The organism is Hymenobacter nivis, from assembly GCF_003149515.1.
Lineage (GTDB): Bacteria > Bacteroidota > Bacteroidia > Cytophagales > Hymenobacteraceae > Hymenobacter > Hymenobacter nivis.
On sequence record NZ_CP029145.1, the window covers coordinates 2,280,560 to 2,294,297 of the forward strand.

Annotated in this window: 11 protein-coding genes; 6 read left to right on the plus strand and 5 right to left on the minus strand. The window is 65.2% G+C overall.

Annotated features, from left to right (window positions below; genetic code table 11):
• The first annotated feature begins 216 nt into the window (after positions 1 to 216).
• The gene (locus DDQ68_RS10120) at positions 217 to 1,416 is read left to right on the plus strand and encodes a glycosyltransferase (RefSeq protein ID WP_162550010.1); all 1,200 of its coding nucleotides are present in this window, start codon (positions 217 to 219) and stop codon (positions 1,414 to 1,416) included.
• Positions 1,417 to 1,548: 132 nt separating this feature from the next.
• On the plus strand, positions 1,549 to 2,028 hold the full coding sequence (locus DDQ68_RS10125) for a YdeI/OmpD-associated family protein (protein ID WP_109656187.1): 480 nt from the start codon (positions 1,549 to 1,551) through the stop codon (positions 2,026 to 2,028).
• Positions 2,029 to 2,703: 675 nt separating this feature from the next.
• Here DDQ68_RS10125 and DDQ68_RS10135 read toward each other — a convergent pair.
• A complete protein-coding gene (locus DDQ68_RS10135; RefSeq protein WP_109656189.1) occupies positions 2,704 to 4,734 on the minus strand; it encodes an alpha amylase C-terminal domain-containing protein in 2,031 nt (676 codons plus the stop codon).
• Positions 4,735 to 4,883: 149 nt separating this feature from the next.
• Here DDQ68_RS10135 and ggt point away from each other — a divergent pair, with 149 nt between their 5' ends.
• Positions 4,884 to 6,632, plus strand: a complete 1,749-nt coding sequence (gene ggt, locus DDQ68_RS10140; protein WP_109656190.1) for a gamma-glutamyltransferase — start codon at positions 4,884 to 4,886, stop codon at positions 6,630 to 6,632.
• Positions 6,633 to 7,000: 368 nt separating this feature from the next.
• Here the strand turns inward: ggt and DDQ68_RS10145 are convergent, their stop codons facing one another.
• The 3 genes from DDQ68_RS10145 to DDQ68_RS10155 form a co-directional block, all read right to left on the minus strand.
• The gene (locus DDQ68_RS10145; RefSeq protein WP_109656191.1) at positions 7,001 to 7,330 is read right to left on the minus strand and encodes a hypothetical protein; all 330 of its coding nucleotides are present in this window, start codon (positions 7,328 to 7,330) and stop codon (positions 7,001 to 7,003) included.
• A gap of 244 nt (positions 7,331 to 7,574) precedes the next feature.
• Positions 7,575 to 7,946 (minus strand): hypothetical protein, encoded by a 372-nt coding sequence (locus DDQ68_RS10150; RefSeq protein ID WP_109656192.1) that lies wholly within the window; start codon positions 7,944 to 7,946, stop codon positions 7,575 to 7,577.
• A 132-nt stretch (positions 7,947 to 8,078) separates the two neighbouring features.
• Positions 8,079 to 9,026 (minus strand): NYN domain-containing protein, encoded by a 948-nt coding sequence (locus DDQ68_RS10155; RefSeq protein ID WP_109656193.1) that lies wholly within the window; start codon positions 9,024 to 9,026, stop codon positions 8,079 to 8,081.
• 65 nt (positions 9,027 to 9,091) lie between these two features.
• Between DDQ68_RS10155 and DDQ68_RS10160 the strand changes: the two genes are divergently transcribed.
• The 3 genes from DDQ68_RS10160 (at position 9,092) to DDQ68_RS10170 (ending at position 11,443) form a co-directional block, all read left to right on the plus strand.
• Entirely contained in the window at positions 9,092 to 9,628 is a 537-nt protein-coding gene (locus tag DDQ68_RS10160; RefSeq protein ID WP_109656194.1) for a GNAT family N-acetyltransferase, read from the plus strand.
• 111 nt (positions 9,629 to 9,739) lie between these two features.
• Positions 9,740 to 11,089 (plus strand): alpha-amylase family glycosyl hydrolase, encoded by a 1,350-nt coding sequence (locus tag DDQ68_RS10165; RefSeq protein ID WP_109656195.1) that lies wholly within the window; start codon positions 9,740 to 9,742, stop codon positions 11,087 to 11,089.
• 24 nt (positions 11,090 to 11,113) lie between these two features.
• Entirely contained in the window at positions 11,114 to 11,443 is a 330-nt protein-coding gene (locus tag DDQ68_RS10170; RefSeq protein ID WP_109656196.1) for a DMT family transporter, read from the plus strand.
• Between the two features lie 82 nt (positions 11,444 to 11,525).
• On the opposite strand, the gene DDQ68_RS10175 is transcribed toward DDQ68_RS10170, so the two are convergent.
• Positions 11,526 to 13,613, minus strand: coding sequence for a M1 family metallopeptidase (locus DDQ68_RS10175; protein ID WP_162550011.1), 2,088 nt, complete (start codon positions 13,611 to 13,613; stop codon positions 11,526 to 11,528).
• Positions 13,614 to 13,738 lie beyond the last annotated feature (125 nt).

A 13,738-nucleotide genomic window follows, 5' to 3' on the forward strand; every position in this document is an offset into this window, starting at 1 on the left:
GGACTAATAGGGCGCGTTGGCTTAAAAAAATACCGGCCAAGCCGGTCGGTACGTTGTATATACCCGCAAGATAAAGCGCCTCACCGGCGCGGGCGACAAAAAATCAGCCAAAGTCGGCGGACCCGATAATTCGCTCGGCCAACGCACAGCCCTTGTCTGTGGCCCGGTCGGGCCCCATCTTTGCCCACCTCCCCCACTTTCCTGCCCGCGCCCGCCATGCCTCTTCCTCCCCCCGTTTTGCTCGTGCTGGCCTGGGACGACGCCGACCCTGCCGTTCACCGCGTAGCGGCCACCGCGGCGCTGCCGGCCCTACCCACCCTGCCGCTCGTGCGGGCCCTGGCCGCCGCGCAGCCCACCCTGGCCGTGCTGCCCCAGCTGCCCGAGCCCGGTGCCGCCGAGGCCACCACCGAGGCCGGCCCCGCCGTAATAGACTTAGGCGCAGGCTCCCATTTGGTGGGCTTGGGCGACCTTGCGCCCGGGACACTGGCCGCCGGCTGGGCCGCCGCCGCCGCCCGCCCCGTGCCCAACGCACCCGCCGCCGGGGCCCCGGCCGGTCTTGCCAACGTGCAATTGCGCCCGCCCCTGGCGCAGCACGCCGCGGCCGGTTGGCGGGCTCCCGCCGCCCCGTACCTCGGCAGCGCCGAAACGGCAGCAGCCCCGGTTGTAGCAGCCCTAACCGTGGAAACTTCGCTGGCAGAAACCACTTCAGTAGACGAAGCGGCCGCGGCTGCCACACCTGGGCTGGCCCCGACGGGGCCTGCGGGGGCCCCCGCGCCGCCAGCTGCACCCATTTCTGTGCTCCCTGGCGTCGCACCGGCGCCGCTGTTCGACCAACCCGAGGCAGAAATTGGCGCGGGCGAGGCGGCCGCTTTAGCCGAAGACGACCCCGACCTTTCGGTAGAAGTGCTGCCCGTGGCTGCGCCCACGCCGGGCCCCGCCCGCGCCTCGCTCACGCAGGGGCTGGCGGCGCTGCACCGGGCCCCGGCGGCCGAGGCCGCACCGCCCACCTTTGGCCTCTCCGACGGCCTGCATTACCGCGTTATTCAATACGCCCGCTTTGCCACGTACGTGCTCGACGGCGACGGCGAGGACTTCGGCGTGATTTACGCCCCCGACTGGCCCACTTGGCTGGCGGCGCTGGAAGTCCGGGCCCGCACCCGGCGGCCGCTGGTGGTGCACCTGCGCCTGCTGGCGGCCGAGTCGGCGGCGCCGGCCGAGCGTGGCTGGCTGCTGGAGCTGGAGCGCATGGCGCTCCGCTTCGCCCACACCGTGCTAGTGACGAGCGACGAGCTCCGCGCCCAGGCCCTCCGCCACTACCCCTTGCTGATCCCCGGCCAAGTGCGCACCGTAGCCGCTGACGATGCCGACGGCGTACGCGCTGTGCTGGCCGAAATTGACCGGGCCACGCGGCCCTAACAGGGGCCGCCAACGGGGAAACCGACACGCCGTCGTGCGGCCGAGGCCCCGCGGGCGTTAATTGGCGCCTGGTTCGGTTATCCCCAAAGTTTTCCCGTTATCCCCATTTCTACTCCTTTATCCCTGCTTTTGATGGAATCCTTTCAGGCCGAACAAGAATTTGAAGCCGTGCTCGAAACCGACAGCGCCGACGGCGGCCTTTTCGTGGCCGTGCCGTTCTCCGTGCAAGATGTGTACGGCACCAAGGGTAAGCTGCCCGTGCAAACCACCCTCGACGGCTTTCCGCACCGCACCACCCTAGCCCCGCTCGGCGACGGCCACCACGGCCTGCCGGTGCCCCGGGAAGTGCGCCGGGCCCTGGGCAAAACCGTGGGCGATACCCTGCGCGTGGCCCTGCGCCACGCCCCCGAGGTGCACGTCGTAACCCTGCCGCCCGACCTGGCCACGGCCCTCGACGCCACGCCCGCCGCCCGCACGTTCTTCGAAACCCTCCTCCGCCCCGACCAGCGCGACTACGTGCGCTGGCTCGACGGCGCCAAAACCGCCGAGGGCCGCACCCAGCGCCTGGCCACCACCCTCCAGCGCCTACGCAACGGCCTAAAGCGCGCTTAGGGCCCCCAGGGCCCCGTGCCATGCTGACCCTGATGAAAAAGTACCCGTTTGTTTCTGCTCCTCGCATTTAGGGCCCCGCTGCCAGCCGAAACCGCCGTGGTGCTGGAGCTGCTGAAGTAGCTATTTAGTCTCAGTACCGCCAATCAACCAATAAAGACAAGTTACCCAACCATCTGTTGGAACCTGACCTAAGATGAGTTCACGAAACTCACCTCCAATCCTAGTTTCGTAAACTTTGAAAGGTAAACGAGTTCCTTAAACTCAATCTGTACAATAGGGCACTTTTGCCAGGTTGATATGTGCCCTTGGGCAGCGGTTTACTTAAACGAGCGTTTTAGGATGCCTGCTCCTACTTAGCTTTTCGGTCTAATTGAGCAAAGAACTTTAGCGCCATCAGCAGTGGACTTACGACCATTAACAACAACCCAACCAGGCGTAGGGCCCCAAAAATGCTGCTCATCGTGTAATTTCCTAGGGACTCCATTTCCGCAATCCCTCCTCCGGTTGACAAAACCAAGCCTGTGACAAAAAACAGGAACAACTTAACGAAAGAGGGTATCCATTGCATAACAGACCTGTACTTAGATGAAAAGCAAGCGCTAAAGTAGGTGTTTCCTCACGTTTACAAAAACGGTGGTATTACTACAGTCATAACCGCCTAGGGGCCCCAGGGCCCTACGCCAGGGCCAGCACCAGTGCCACGCGGCTGGGCAGGTACACGCGCAGGTGCTGCTCGTAGGTTTCGTAGATGTAGTGCTCGTCGGGCCGGTCGAAGCCACCGAACTGGCTATCGTCGCTGGAAAGGACCACGCGGTAGCGGCCTTCTTTGGGCACCCAGAAGCGGTAGTCGGGCTGGCTGGCCGTGACGTGCAGGTTGACGATGACCATCAGGGGGCCCCGGGCGAAGGCCAGGACTTTGTTTTCCTCGTCGTGGTGCAGCAGCTGGGCGGGGCCGGCGGCCAGCACGTGGTGGGCCTTGGCCAGGTGAATCAGGGCCTTGTCGAAGTCGCCGAGGAAATGGTACTTCAGATCGGGGTTGTCGGCCAGGCTCCACTGGCGGCGGGCGTGCTGGTAGCTCCAGCCGTTGCCCTCGCGGGGGAAATCGACCCATTCGGGGTGCCCAAACTCGTTACCGATGAAGTCGAGGTAGGCCTCGCCGCCGGCCGTGAGCGTGAGGAGGCGGATGATTTTGTGCAGCGCCAGGGCCCGGGCGGCGTTGGGGTCAGGATCGGCCACGGCCATGTGGTGGTAAATGCCGTCACCGAATAGCCACTGGGCCAGAGTTTTGTCGCCCACCAGGGCTTGGTCGTGGCTCTCGGCATAGGCCACCGTTTTCTCGCCTTGGCGGCGGTTGGTGAGCACGTGCCACAGCTCGCCCAGGTTCCAGCCCTCGTCGGGGGTGTGCTTGAGCAGCTTAATCCAGAAGTCGGGGATGCCCATCGCCAGGCGGTAGTCGAAGCCGATGCCGCCCTCGGCGATGGGGCGGCACAGGCCGGGCAGGCCGCTCATGTCCTCGGCCACCAACAGGGCCCCCTTCCTGAACCCGTGCACCAGCGTGGTGGCCAGTTGGAGGTACAGAATAGCGTCCTCGTCGGCCCCGGGCCCGAAATACTGCTCGTAGCCCACGAAGGCCACGCCCTCGCCGTGGTGGTGGTAGAGCATGCTCGTCACGCCATCGAAGCGGAAGCCGTCGAAGTGAAACTCCTCCAGCCAGTAGCGCAAGTTACTGAGCAAGAATTGCTGCACCTCGGGCCGGCCGTAGTCGAACAGCTTCGAGTCCCAGCCCAGGTGGTTGCCCCGCTCGCCCTCGTGGAAGTACAGATTGCCCGAGCCGTCGAAGTCGGCCAGGCCCTCGGCCTGGTTTTTCACGGCGTGCGAGTGCACCACGTCGAGCAGCACGGCGATGCCGCGCCGGTGGGCCTCGTTGACGAGGTACTTCAGCTCCTCGGGCGTGCCGAAGCGCGAGCTAGGCGCGAAAAAGTTGGCCACGTGGTAACCAAACGAGCCGTAGTACGGGTGCTCCATCACGGCCATCAGCTGCACACAGTTGTAGCCGTCGGCCTCGATGCGGGGCAAAATGTGGTCGGCAAACTCGCGGTAGAGGCCCACACGGCTTTCCTCGGTGGCCATGCCCACGTGGGCCTCGTAGATAAACGGCTCCTTCACGGCCACCGCCACCCGGAACTTCTGGTCCGTCCAGGCAAAGGGCACGGCGGGCCGCCACACCTGGGCGGCGTAGTCCTTGGTGTGGTCGTCCTGCACTACGCGGCGTGCGGTGGCGGGCAGGCGGTCCTGGGCCCCGTTGGCGCTGACGACGTGCACCTTGTACTTACTGTTGTGCACCAGCCGGTCCTTGTATTCCTTGTCGGGCAGAAAAATTTCCCATACCCCGTAGTCGAGCCGTTGCAGCGGGTTGGCCTGGCGGTCCCAGCCGTTGAAATCGCCCACCAGGTACAGCGCCTCGGCCCCCGGGGCCCACTCGCGGTAACGGAAGCCACGGCGGCGGCCGTCGTAGTGCAGGCCCAACTGCTGGTGGGCCGTGGCGTAGGCTTCGAGCGAGCCGTGGTGCGCTTCAATTTCGGCCAGGCGGGTGGCCAGACGCTGCTGGCGCTGGCGCAGGACCGGCTCGAAAGGAACGAGCCAGGAATCCTGCTGCACGAGCGGCAGTTGGGGAACGGGAGCAGCGGACGGGGCGGTGGGTTCCATGGGCGGGGCAGGAAGGGTTGGCGGGTGATACGCGAAAGGTAGCGGCGGGGCTGCGAATGCAGGGCACGGCTAAACGATATCCCCCGGGCAAGTAAGGAGCAGTTTACATCTATTCTCGAAATACCTCCAAATCCGCGTTACTTGCAGCCATGAAGAACACTATCCTTGCTCTCCCCTTGGCCGTATTAGCGGCCTGCACCAGCGGGCAGCCCCGCACGGCTCCGGCGTCGGCGCTGGAAGGCTCAGGGCTCTCGTCGGTGCCCACGGGGGCCGGCGCGCCGCTGCTGGCGGCCCACGCCATGGTTATTTCGGCCCACCCGCTGGCCTCGCAGGTGGGGCTGGCCATTCTGCAAAAAGGTGGTAATGCGTATGATGCAGCCGTAGCCGTGCAGTTTGCGCTAGCCGTGGTGCTGCCCGTAGCGGGCAATATCGGCGGCGGCGGCTTCCTAGTGTACCGGATCCCCGACGGCACCGCCGGCACCCTCGACTTCCGCGAAACTGCGCCCGCCGGGGCTACCCGGGATATGTACCTGGACCAGGCCGGCAACGTGGTGCCCGGCCTGAGCACCGCGGGGCCCCTGGCCGTGGGCACGCCCGGCACCGTGGCCGGCATGGTGACCCTGCACGACAAGCTCGGCAAATTGCCCTGGGCTGCGTTGATAGCCCCCGCTATTAAGTTGGCCCGCGGCTACGCCCTCACCGAGCGCGAAGCCGCGGGCCTCAACCGGACCCACGACGATTTTATAAAGTATAACCCCGGCAACCCGTCGGCCTACGTGCGTCCCGGCGGCACCTGGCACGCCGGCGACACCGTGCGCCTGCCCGAACTGGCCTCAACGCTCATCCGCATCCAGGACCAGCAGCGCGGCGGGTTTTACCAGGGCGAAACGGCGCGGTACTTACTGGAAGAAATGCGCCGCCGTGGGGGCCTCATTACCCAAAAGGACCTCGACGGCTACCAACCCAAGTGGCGCGCGCCGCTGCGGGGCCAGTACCGCGGCTACGAGGTCATCACAATGCCGCCACCCAGCAGCGGCGGCGTGGCTCTACTGCAAATGCTGCAAATGCTGGAGCCCACCAACCTCAAGACCTTGGGCTACCACACGCCCGCCGCCACGCACCTGCTCACGGAGGTCGAACGGCGCGTGTACGCCGACCGCGCCACCTACCTCGGCGACCCCGACTTCGGCCACGTGCCAGTGGCGCAGCTGCTAGCGAAGGATTATAACCGGCAGCGGGCCAGCACCATCCGCACCGATGGCCACGCCACGCCCAGCGCCGAGGTAACCGCCGGCCCAGGCCTGCCCGGCTACGAAAGCAACGAAACCACCCACTACAACATCGTGGACGCCGCCGGCAACGCCGTGAGCTGCACCACCACCCTCAACGGGGCCTATGGCAGCAAAGTGGTGGTGCCCGGCGCGGGCTTTTTGCTAAACAACGAGATGGACGACTTCTCGGCCAAGGCCGGCGTGCCCAACGTGTATGGCCTGGTGGGCGGCACCGCCAACGCCGTAGCTCCCGGCAAGCGCATGCTCAGTAGCATGACGCCCACCATTTTGGCCCGCAACGGCAAGCTGGCCCTGGTGGTGGGCACGCCCGGCGGCAGCACCATCATCACCGGCGTGCTCACCACCATCCTCGGCATCGTGGATTATGGCCTCGACCCGCAGCAGGCCGTGGCCGCCCCGCGCCTGCACCACCAGTGGCTGCCCGACTACATCGACGCCGAAGCCGGGGCCCTCACCCCCGCCGCCCAGGATTCGCTCCGCGCCCGCGGCTACGCCGTGCACCCCCGGGGCCCCTGGGGCCGCATCGAAGCCATCGAGGTGCTACCCAACGGCCAGCTCTCCGGCGGCGCCGACCCCCGCGGCGACGACAAAGCCCTGGGCTACTAAGTAGTGGCCCGTTAGCTTTTAGCTGATAAGTATCCGTTGCTAATTAGTTTGATGTAAAGAACGTCATGCTGAGCGCAGTCGAAGCGTCTCTTATTCGGAATCAACTACAACGTTTAGAGTTGGTTACGCAGTAAATATGCTTCAAATAGCTCAGCATAACCATCTATTTTAACATAAACTGCTCACTAACGCGTACTTAACACCGAAGATGTACATAAACCTGAGCACTGCAATAGGTATAGCGTGGGTGCTGCGAGTCCGCGCGGTTGAACGGTAAACTGTAGCGCGGACTTTAGCTGCCAACTCATAAAAAAGGCTGCCAACCCCGCGGGTTGACAGCCTTTTTCGTTCAGCAGTCTAGCCGTCGGCTAGCCTTTCAACGACGTGCCGGCGGCGCTCAGGGCCTTGCCCAGCTCATGGAGCTTGGCTTGGGCATCGGGCGTAGCCGAAGCGGCGGCCTTGCTGGTGTGCTCGCCGAGGGTGGTCAGGCTGCTAGCCAGAGCGCTGGTGTCGGAGGCACCGCTGCCCAGGGCATCGTGCAGTTTCTGCAGTTCCGAGCTGATGCCCGCAAGCTGGGTGTTGCCTTGCAGGGTTTTGATCCAGCCGGCGATGTTGGGGCCGGCGGCACCAGCAGCGTTAGCGAGGCCGCCTTTCAGGGCGGTGAGGGTGGCGTCGAGTTGGGGTTGCGTGCTGTCCATGATATTGGAAAGGTTGAAAAGTGAGAATGTAGCTGTTTAACGCACTTCCCGCGCCATTGTTAACCCCAAGGTGTACAATATTTTGGCTTTTGGGAAAAAACAATTTGGTAATAAACTTCGTCAGGTATGGTCTGTTATGCGGCCGGCCCCCCGGGCTTACCAGCCCGGAGAAACACCAACGACCCCCGGGGCCCCGCCATGCGCGGGGCCCCGGGGGTCGTTGGTGTTTCTCCGGGCACGGGCCCTAATTTTGGGCGGGCTGGGTTTTGGCCACCAGGCGCAGGTTGCCAGCGGCGGTGATGAGTTTCTGACTCAGCCCGCGGATTTTGTCGCCATTGCCCTCGAAGTTATGGGTGTTCAGGGCCGACTGCGACGTCAGTTCGCCCATGCGCTGGAAGGCCTCGGCCATGCCGGCGGCGTTGTTGTTGCTGATGTGGGTGTTGAGGGCTTCGAGCTCCTGCACGATGGGGCCCAGCACCTTCTGGTCGCCGCTGCGTAAGTATTGCAGCCAGTTGCTGATTTGGTTTTGGCCGGCGCTGGCATCGCCCACAAAACCCTTCTGGGTGGCGTCGAACAAGGAGCGGATGCCGGCTTCGGCTTCGGAAATGAGGTTCATCTTTTAGTTGTTGGTCTTTAGTTGTTCGTTGTCAGTTATTCGTTGTCAGTTGCCAGATTGTTCAAAAAGAAACGAACAACGAACAACTAAAAGGGGTGCAGGGCAAAAATACAACCGGCGGCTGGCCCGCCGCTATGCGCCAGCGGCCGCCAGGGCCTGCACGTCGGGGTGCTCGGGGTTAAGCACGATGACCGAAAACGGGTGCTGCTCACCCTCGCGCTTCTCGATGCGCAGGGCCCCGGCCGTGCGCAGGCCGTTGATGAGGTCGCGCCGCTCGTACTCGGGCAGGGCCGGAAACTCGTCCGTCAGCCGGCGCAGGAAAGGCGTGAGCCACAGCTCGTGCACGGGGCGGTGCTGGCCCAGGCGCAGCAGCTCGGCTACCATGAAGGCCAAGCAGCTCAGCTCGTCGGGGCCCGCGAGGGAGCGCACGGGGTCGAAGGCCGGGGCGGCCTCGGCGTCGGGCGCGGCGGGGGCACCGGCGGCGGGGGCCGCGGGCGCGGGGGCCACCGCTTCGGGCGCGGCCGGGCGGGCGCGGCGGCGGGCTTCGAGCAGGGCCAGGGTGGCGGGCGGCAGCAGCTCACGGGCGTCGAGGAAGTGCTGGGGCCCCAGGTTCTGGAGCAGGTCGCCGGAGGTGGCCTCGCGGAAGCCGGCCACCAGCACCTGCCGGGCCTGCCGCCGCAGGTGTTGCAGCAGCGGGATGTAGTCGCGGTCGCCGGCTACGAGCACGAACGTGCCAATGTCGGGCCGGGTATAAAGCACCTCCATGGCGTCGATGCAGAGCTGCATATCGGCGGCGTTTTTGTGGTGGGTGCCCAGCACGTTGCGCGTGCTCACGCCCATCAGGTAGAGGCCGCCCTGGGGGGCCGTGGCCAGGCGCTCGAAATCGGCGTAGGCGTTCAGCACCAGGCAGTCGAGGCCGCGGGCGGCCAGGTCGTCGCGCAGCTTACGCACCAGCGCCAGCACGTAGTCGTTCAGGTCGGGAGGGTCGTGGAAATGGTTTTTGAGAAAGTAGTACACGTTCTCAAAATCAACAAATACCGCCGCGTAGGACGGCCCCTCGGGAGCAGCACGGTTCAACATACCCGTAAAGGTAGCGGCCGGGGCCGGCGGTTGCTTTTGCGCCGGCCGCCCCGTTGCTTTGCCCGATGCTGGAACCCTTCGCCTCGGCGCGCCTGCGCTACCGCCCCCTGGGGCCCCCAGACGCAGCCGGTTTGTTTGCCCTCGATAGCAACCCCCACGTGCTGCGCTACCTGGGCACGCCCCCGCTCGCCGACCCCGCCCAGGCCCGCGCCGCGCTGGCCCGCGTCCAGGGCGCATACCGCGCCGGGGCCCCCGCCCGCTGGGCCGTGGAGTTGCGCGCCACCGGCGAGTTTTTGGGCTGGGCCGGCCTCAAGCTGAACCACGAACCGGTAAACGGCCGCGCCGATTTCATCGACGTTGGCTACCGCTTGCTGGAGCCGCACTGGGGCCAAGGCTATGGCACCGAGGCCGGCCGGGCGTGGCTGGACCACGGTTTCGGGGCCCTGCAATTGCCGCTGATTGCGGGCTACGCCGAGGCCACGCACGGCGCCTCGCGGCGCATTCTGGAGAAGATCGGGCTGGAGTTCATCAACCTGTTCGACGCCGCCGACGGCACGCCCCACGCGTGGTACGAGGCGCAAAACCCGGGCCCGGCGCAGTAGCGCTGGGGCCCCACGGGGCAACCACCGCCGCCGGGGCGGGGCGTGGACGCTGCGAGTCCGCGCGGTCGGACGTCTTCGATGTGCGAACTTGCCCCGTCAATGCTACCTTTTATGCCCGACCATCCCGACGCCCACCTGTTCACCGTGCGCCATCCCGAGTGGGCCGCCAACGCCACCATTTACGAGGTAAATGTGCGCAACTACACGCCCGAAGGCACCTTCCGCGCCTTCGAGGCGCACTTGCCGCGGCTCCAGAAAATGGGCGTCGTCATTGTGTGGCTGATGCCGATTCACCCCATTGGCGTGGTGGGGCGCAAGGGGTCGTTGGGGTCGCCCTACGCGGTGCAGGACTACTTCGGGGTGAACCCGGAATTTGGGGCCCTGGAAGATTTGCAGCACCTGGTGCACACGGCCCACGGCCTGGGCATGAAGGTAATCCTCGACTGGGTGGCCAACCACACCAGCCGCGACAACCCGCTAATTGAGGCACACCCCGACTGGTACCGGCACGACGCCCGGGGGGCCCTGGTGCCGCCCGTGGCCGGCTGGACCGACGTGGTGGCCCTCGACTATACCAATCCGCACCTGCGCACCTACATGATTGAGGCCCTGTGCTATTGGGTGCGCGAGGCCGGCCTCGACGGCTACCGCTGCGACGTAGCCGGCCTGGTGCCCACCGATTTCTGGGACGAGGCGCGGCCGGCGCTGGAAGCCATCAAGCCCGTGTTCCTGCTGGCCGAGTGGGACGAATTGTATCCGTCCGGGGGCCTCAGCTGGGAGGAATTCAACAGTGACACGCATCTGCTCGAACGGGCCTTCGACGCGAGCTTTGGCCTGCGCCTGCATTACCTGCTCGACCGCATCGCCGAGGGCCAGGCTGCGCTGGCCGACATTGATACGTACCTGGCCGCCGAGCGCGCGAAGTACCCGCCCACGGTGTACCTGACGCACTTCACCAGCAACCACGACGTGAACAGCTGGGACGGCACCGAGTACGAGCGCCTGGGGCCCCTGGCGCAGCCCTTCGCCGTGCTGGCGGCGCTGCTGCCGGGCCTGCCGCTGCTGTACTCGGGCCAGGAAGCCGGGCTGAACCGCCGCTTAGCTTTCTTCGACCGCGACCCGATTGACTGGCGGGACTACCCGCTCCAGGATTTTTACACCAAGCTGTTCCAGCTCAAAAAGCGCCACCCCGCCCTGCGCAACGGCGACCCGGACAGCACCTTCCACCGCCTGAACGGGCCGGATGGCCTCTACGGTTTCGTACGCGAAAAGGCGGGCTCGGCGGTGATTGTGCTCGTCAATACCACGGCCGAACCACTCGTGCTGCCCGGTCAAAAGATGCCCGTATCGCCCCAGAAAGGCCTGTTCGACGTATTCAGCAGCGAGACCTTGACGCTGGCCCAGCCCAAGGCGCGCACCGTGCCGGCCCACGGCTGGCGCGTGCTGCGCACCCGCGACTAGCCGCATCTACTTATTTACCTCACCATGCCCTACGTTTTTCTATTCCTGGCCATTATCAGCGAGGTGATTGGCACGACGGCCCTCACGGCTTCCAACCAGTTTACCAAGCTGGGGCCCAGCATCGTTACGGTGGTGGGCTATGGACTGGCGTTCTACTTTTTCAGCTTTTCGCTGCGGGCCATTCCGTTGGGCGTGGCCTACGCTATTTGGGGCGGGGTGGGCATTATACTGGTCACGCTTATCGGCTTTTTCTACTTCAAGCAGCGGCTCGACTGGCCGGCCCTGGCGGGCATCGGCCTCATCGTGGCCGGCGTGCTGGTGATGCAGCTTTTCTCCAAAACGGTGTCGGACTAGGGGCCCCGGGGCCCTAAAAAAGGCGGGCCGCCCAGGGAATTTCCCTGGGCGGCCCGCCTGGCTTTTAAATAATCCCGGGGCCCTATTCGGCCAGCTTTTGGGCGCGCCAGGTGTTGTTGGCGCGGTTCACGTCGGGCAGAATATTGTCGGGGTTCAGCGTCACTTGCAGCAGCGGCGAGGTGGAGTTATAGCGGAACGTCCAGGTGCCGCCGCGCTGCCAGATTTCGACGGGCAGGCGCACGGTGGTGGTTTTGCCGTTGGTTTCCTTCACCTCGGCCGTGACGGGCATGGCGGCCTGGCCGCGGTTTTCAATCGTGATGAGGGCCCCCTTGGCAGGGTCCTGGTTCACGTAAGCCACGGTGGTCACGGCCTGGTCGAGCAGCCAGTTCTCGAAGAACCACTCGTGGTAGAACCAGTTCAAATCCTCGCCGGCCACGTTGTTCATAGTCCGGAAAAAATCGCGCGGCGTGGGGTGCTTGAAGGCCCAGCGCTGGATGTAGGTACGGAAGGCGTAGTCGAACCGCTCGGGGCCCAAAATCTCCTGGCGCAGCAGGTACAGGCCGTAGCCGGTTTTGGAATAGGCAGCAAAGCCCAGGTTGCGGGCCTGCGTCACGTCGGGCACGGTGTAGGGCACATCGGCGTTGGGGTCGAGCAGGCTGTAGAGGATCCCTAACGAGGCGCGGCCCTCCTCGTCGGCCAAGGCCTTATACTCGCCGTTATTGAAGTTTTTGGTGGACAAGATATTGATAAACGTGTTGAAGCCCTCGTCCATCCACGGGTACTTGCGCTCGTTCGAGCCCACGATCATCGGGAACCAGTTGTGGCCAAACTCGTGGTCGGTCACGCCCCACAGGTCGCCTTTTTTCGAGCGGGCCCCGCAGAACACAATGCCCGGGTACTCCATGCCGCCCACCACGCCGGCCACATTGGTGGCCACCGGGTAGGTGTATTCGTACCACTGCTTCGAGTTGAATTCGATGCTTTTCTTCACGTACTCGGTGCTGCGGCTCCAGGCTGAGTCGCCGGCGGCTTCGGCGGGGTAGAGCGACATGGCCAGCGACTTACGGCCGCTGGGCAGGTTCATGCGGGCGGCGTCCCACGCGAAGGCGGCCGATGCGGCCCAGGCTACGTCGCGCGCCTGCCGGCACTTGAAGTGCCAGGTAAGGCGGCCGTTGCGGCCGCTGGGCCGCGAGCCGGCCTGCGTCACTTCCTCGGGGCCCCGCACAATCACGGTTTTGTCGGAAGTGGCGGCCTGGGCCAGGCGCCGCTGCTGGGTGCCGGTGAGCACCTCGGCGCCGTTCACCAGCTCGCCCGAGCCGCCCACCAGGAAGTTGGCCGGCACGTTGAGGGTGTAGTCGAAGTTGCCGTACTCCAGGTAAAACTCGGCCGTCAGGTAGGGCAGCGTGTTCCAGCCTTCCACGTCGTCGTACACGGCCATGCGCGGGTACCACTGCGCCACCTCGAAAATCTCGCCGTTCTTGGTGGGGAGGCGGCCCAGGCGGTCGGAGCCGTACTCGGGGATATTGAAGGCGTAAGCAATGCTGATTTTAAGCTTGTCGCCGTGCGGCTTCATGGCCTCGGGCAGAATAATCTGCATCCGCGTATCGCTGACGCGGTAGTTGGCCTTCAACTTCTTGCCGTGCAGCTCAATACTGACCATTTGTAGCGAATCGCCGCCCGGAAAGTTGCGCGCCGAGTTGCCGTTGCGCGCGCCGCCGTTGCCGAAGCGCCCGCCGGCTACTGGCGTAACCGCTGACCCGCGCGAGTCGGCCCGGAACAGGTTTTGGTCGAGTTGCAGCCACACGAAAGGCAGCGCGTCGGGGCTATTGTTGGTGTAGGTGATGACGACCGTGGCGCTCACGCGGGCCGCTTTCTCGTCGAGCGAAGCGGTAATTTGGTAGTCGGCCGCATTTTGCCAGTAGGTGGCCCCGGGCTGGCCGCCGGCCGTGCGCGTGGCGGGCCCCACCTGGTTCAGGTAGTCGGGCGTGAAAAGCGCGCGTGCGCTGTAAGGCGGCAGGTTGGCCGGCGGTTGCGGCAGGGGAAACCGACTGACCGGTGCAGGCGCTGGGGGTGGCGGCGGCGGGGTAGGCCGAGTAGGCTGGGCCTGGGCCGTAGCCGTGCCGAGCAGTAAGGCCGCGGCTAGCAACCTAGTAAAAGAAAGTTTTTTCATGAAAAATAGCTAGAGCAAAAACATCACCGCCAAAAGTAGCAGCCGGGGCCAAAGAAATGGATACGCGGCCCGCGGCAGTTTTCGGCCGCGCCGCAATACCGGGGGCCCCGGCGAGCGCGGCTTCG

Excerpts from the sequence above, each read along its gene's own strand:
- DDQ68_RS10120 (WP_162550010.1), top strand. The coding sequence starts at position 217 with ATGCCTCTTCCTCCCCCCGTTTTGCTCGTGCTGGCCTGGGACGACGCC.
- DDQ68_RS10125 (WP_109656187.1), top strand. The coding sequence starts at position 1,549 with ATGGAATCCTTTCAGGCCGAACAAGAATTTGAAGCCGTGCTCGAAACC.
- DDQ68_RS10135 (WP_109656189.1), bottom strand. The coding sequence starts at position 4,734 with ATGGAACCCACCGCCCCGTCCGCTGCTCCCGTTCCCCAACTGCCGCTC.
- ggt (WP_109656190.1), top strand. The coding sequence starts at position 4,884 with ATGAAGAACACTATCCTTGCTCTCCCCTTGGCCGTATTAGCGGCCTGC.
- DDQ68_RS10145 (WP_109656191.1), bottom strand. The coding sequence starts at position 7,330 with ATGGACAGCACGCAACCCCAACTCGACGCCACCCTCACCGCCCTGAAA.
- DDQ68_RS10150 (WP_109656192.1), bottom strand. The coding sequence starts at position 7,946 with ATGAACCTCATTTCCGAAGCCGAAGCCGGCATCCGCTCCTTGTTCGAC.
- DDQ68_RS10155 (WP_109656193.1), bottom strand. The coding sequence starts at position 9,026 with ATGTTGAACCGTGCTGCTCCCGAGGGGCCGTCCTACGCGGCGGTATTT.
- DDQ68_RS10160 (WP_109656194.1), top strand. The coding sequence starts at position 9,092 with ATGCTGGAACCCTTCGCCTCGGCGCGCCTGCGCTACCGCCCCCTGGGG.
- DDQ68_RS10165 (WP_109656195.1), top strand. The coding sequence starts at position 9,740 with ATGCCCGACCATCCCGACGCCCACCTGTTCACCGTGCGCCATCCCGAG.
- DDQ68_RS10170 (WP_109656196.1), top strand. The coding sequence starts at position 11,114 with ATGCCCTACGTTTTTCTATTCCTGGCCATTATCAGCGAGGTGATTGGC.
- DDQ68_RS10175 (WP_162550011.1), bottom strand. The coding sequence starts at position 13,613 with ATGAAAAAACTTTCTTTTACTAGGTTGCTAGCCGCGGCCTTACTGCTC.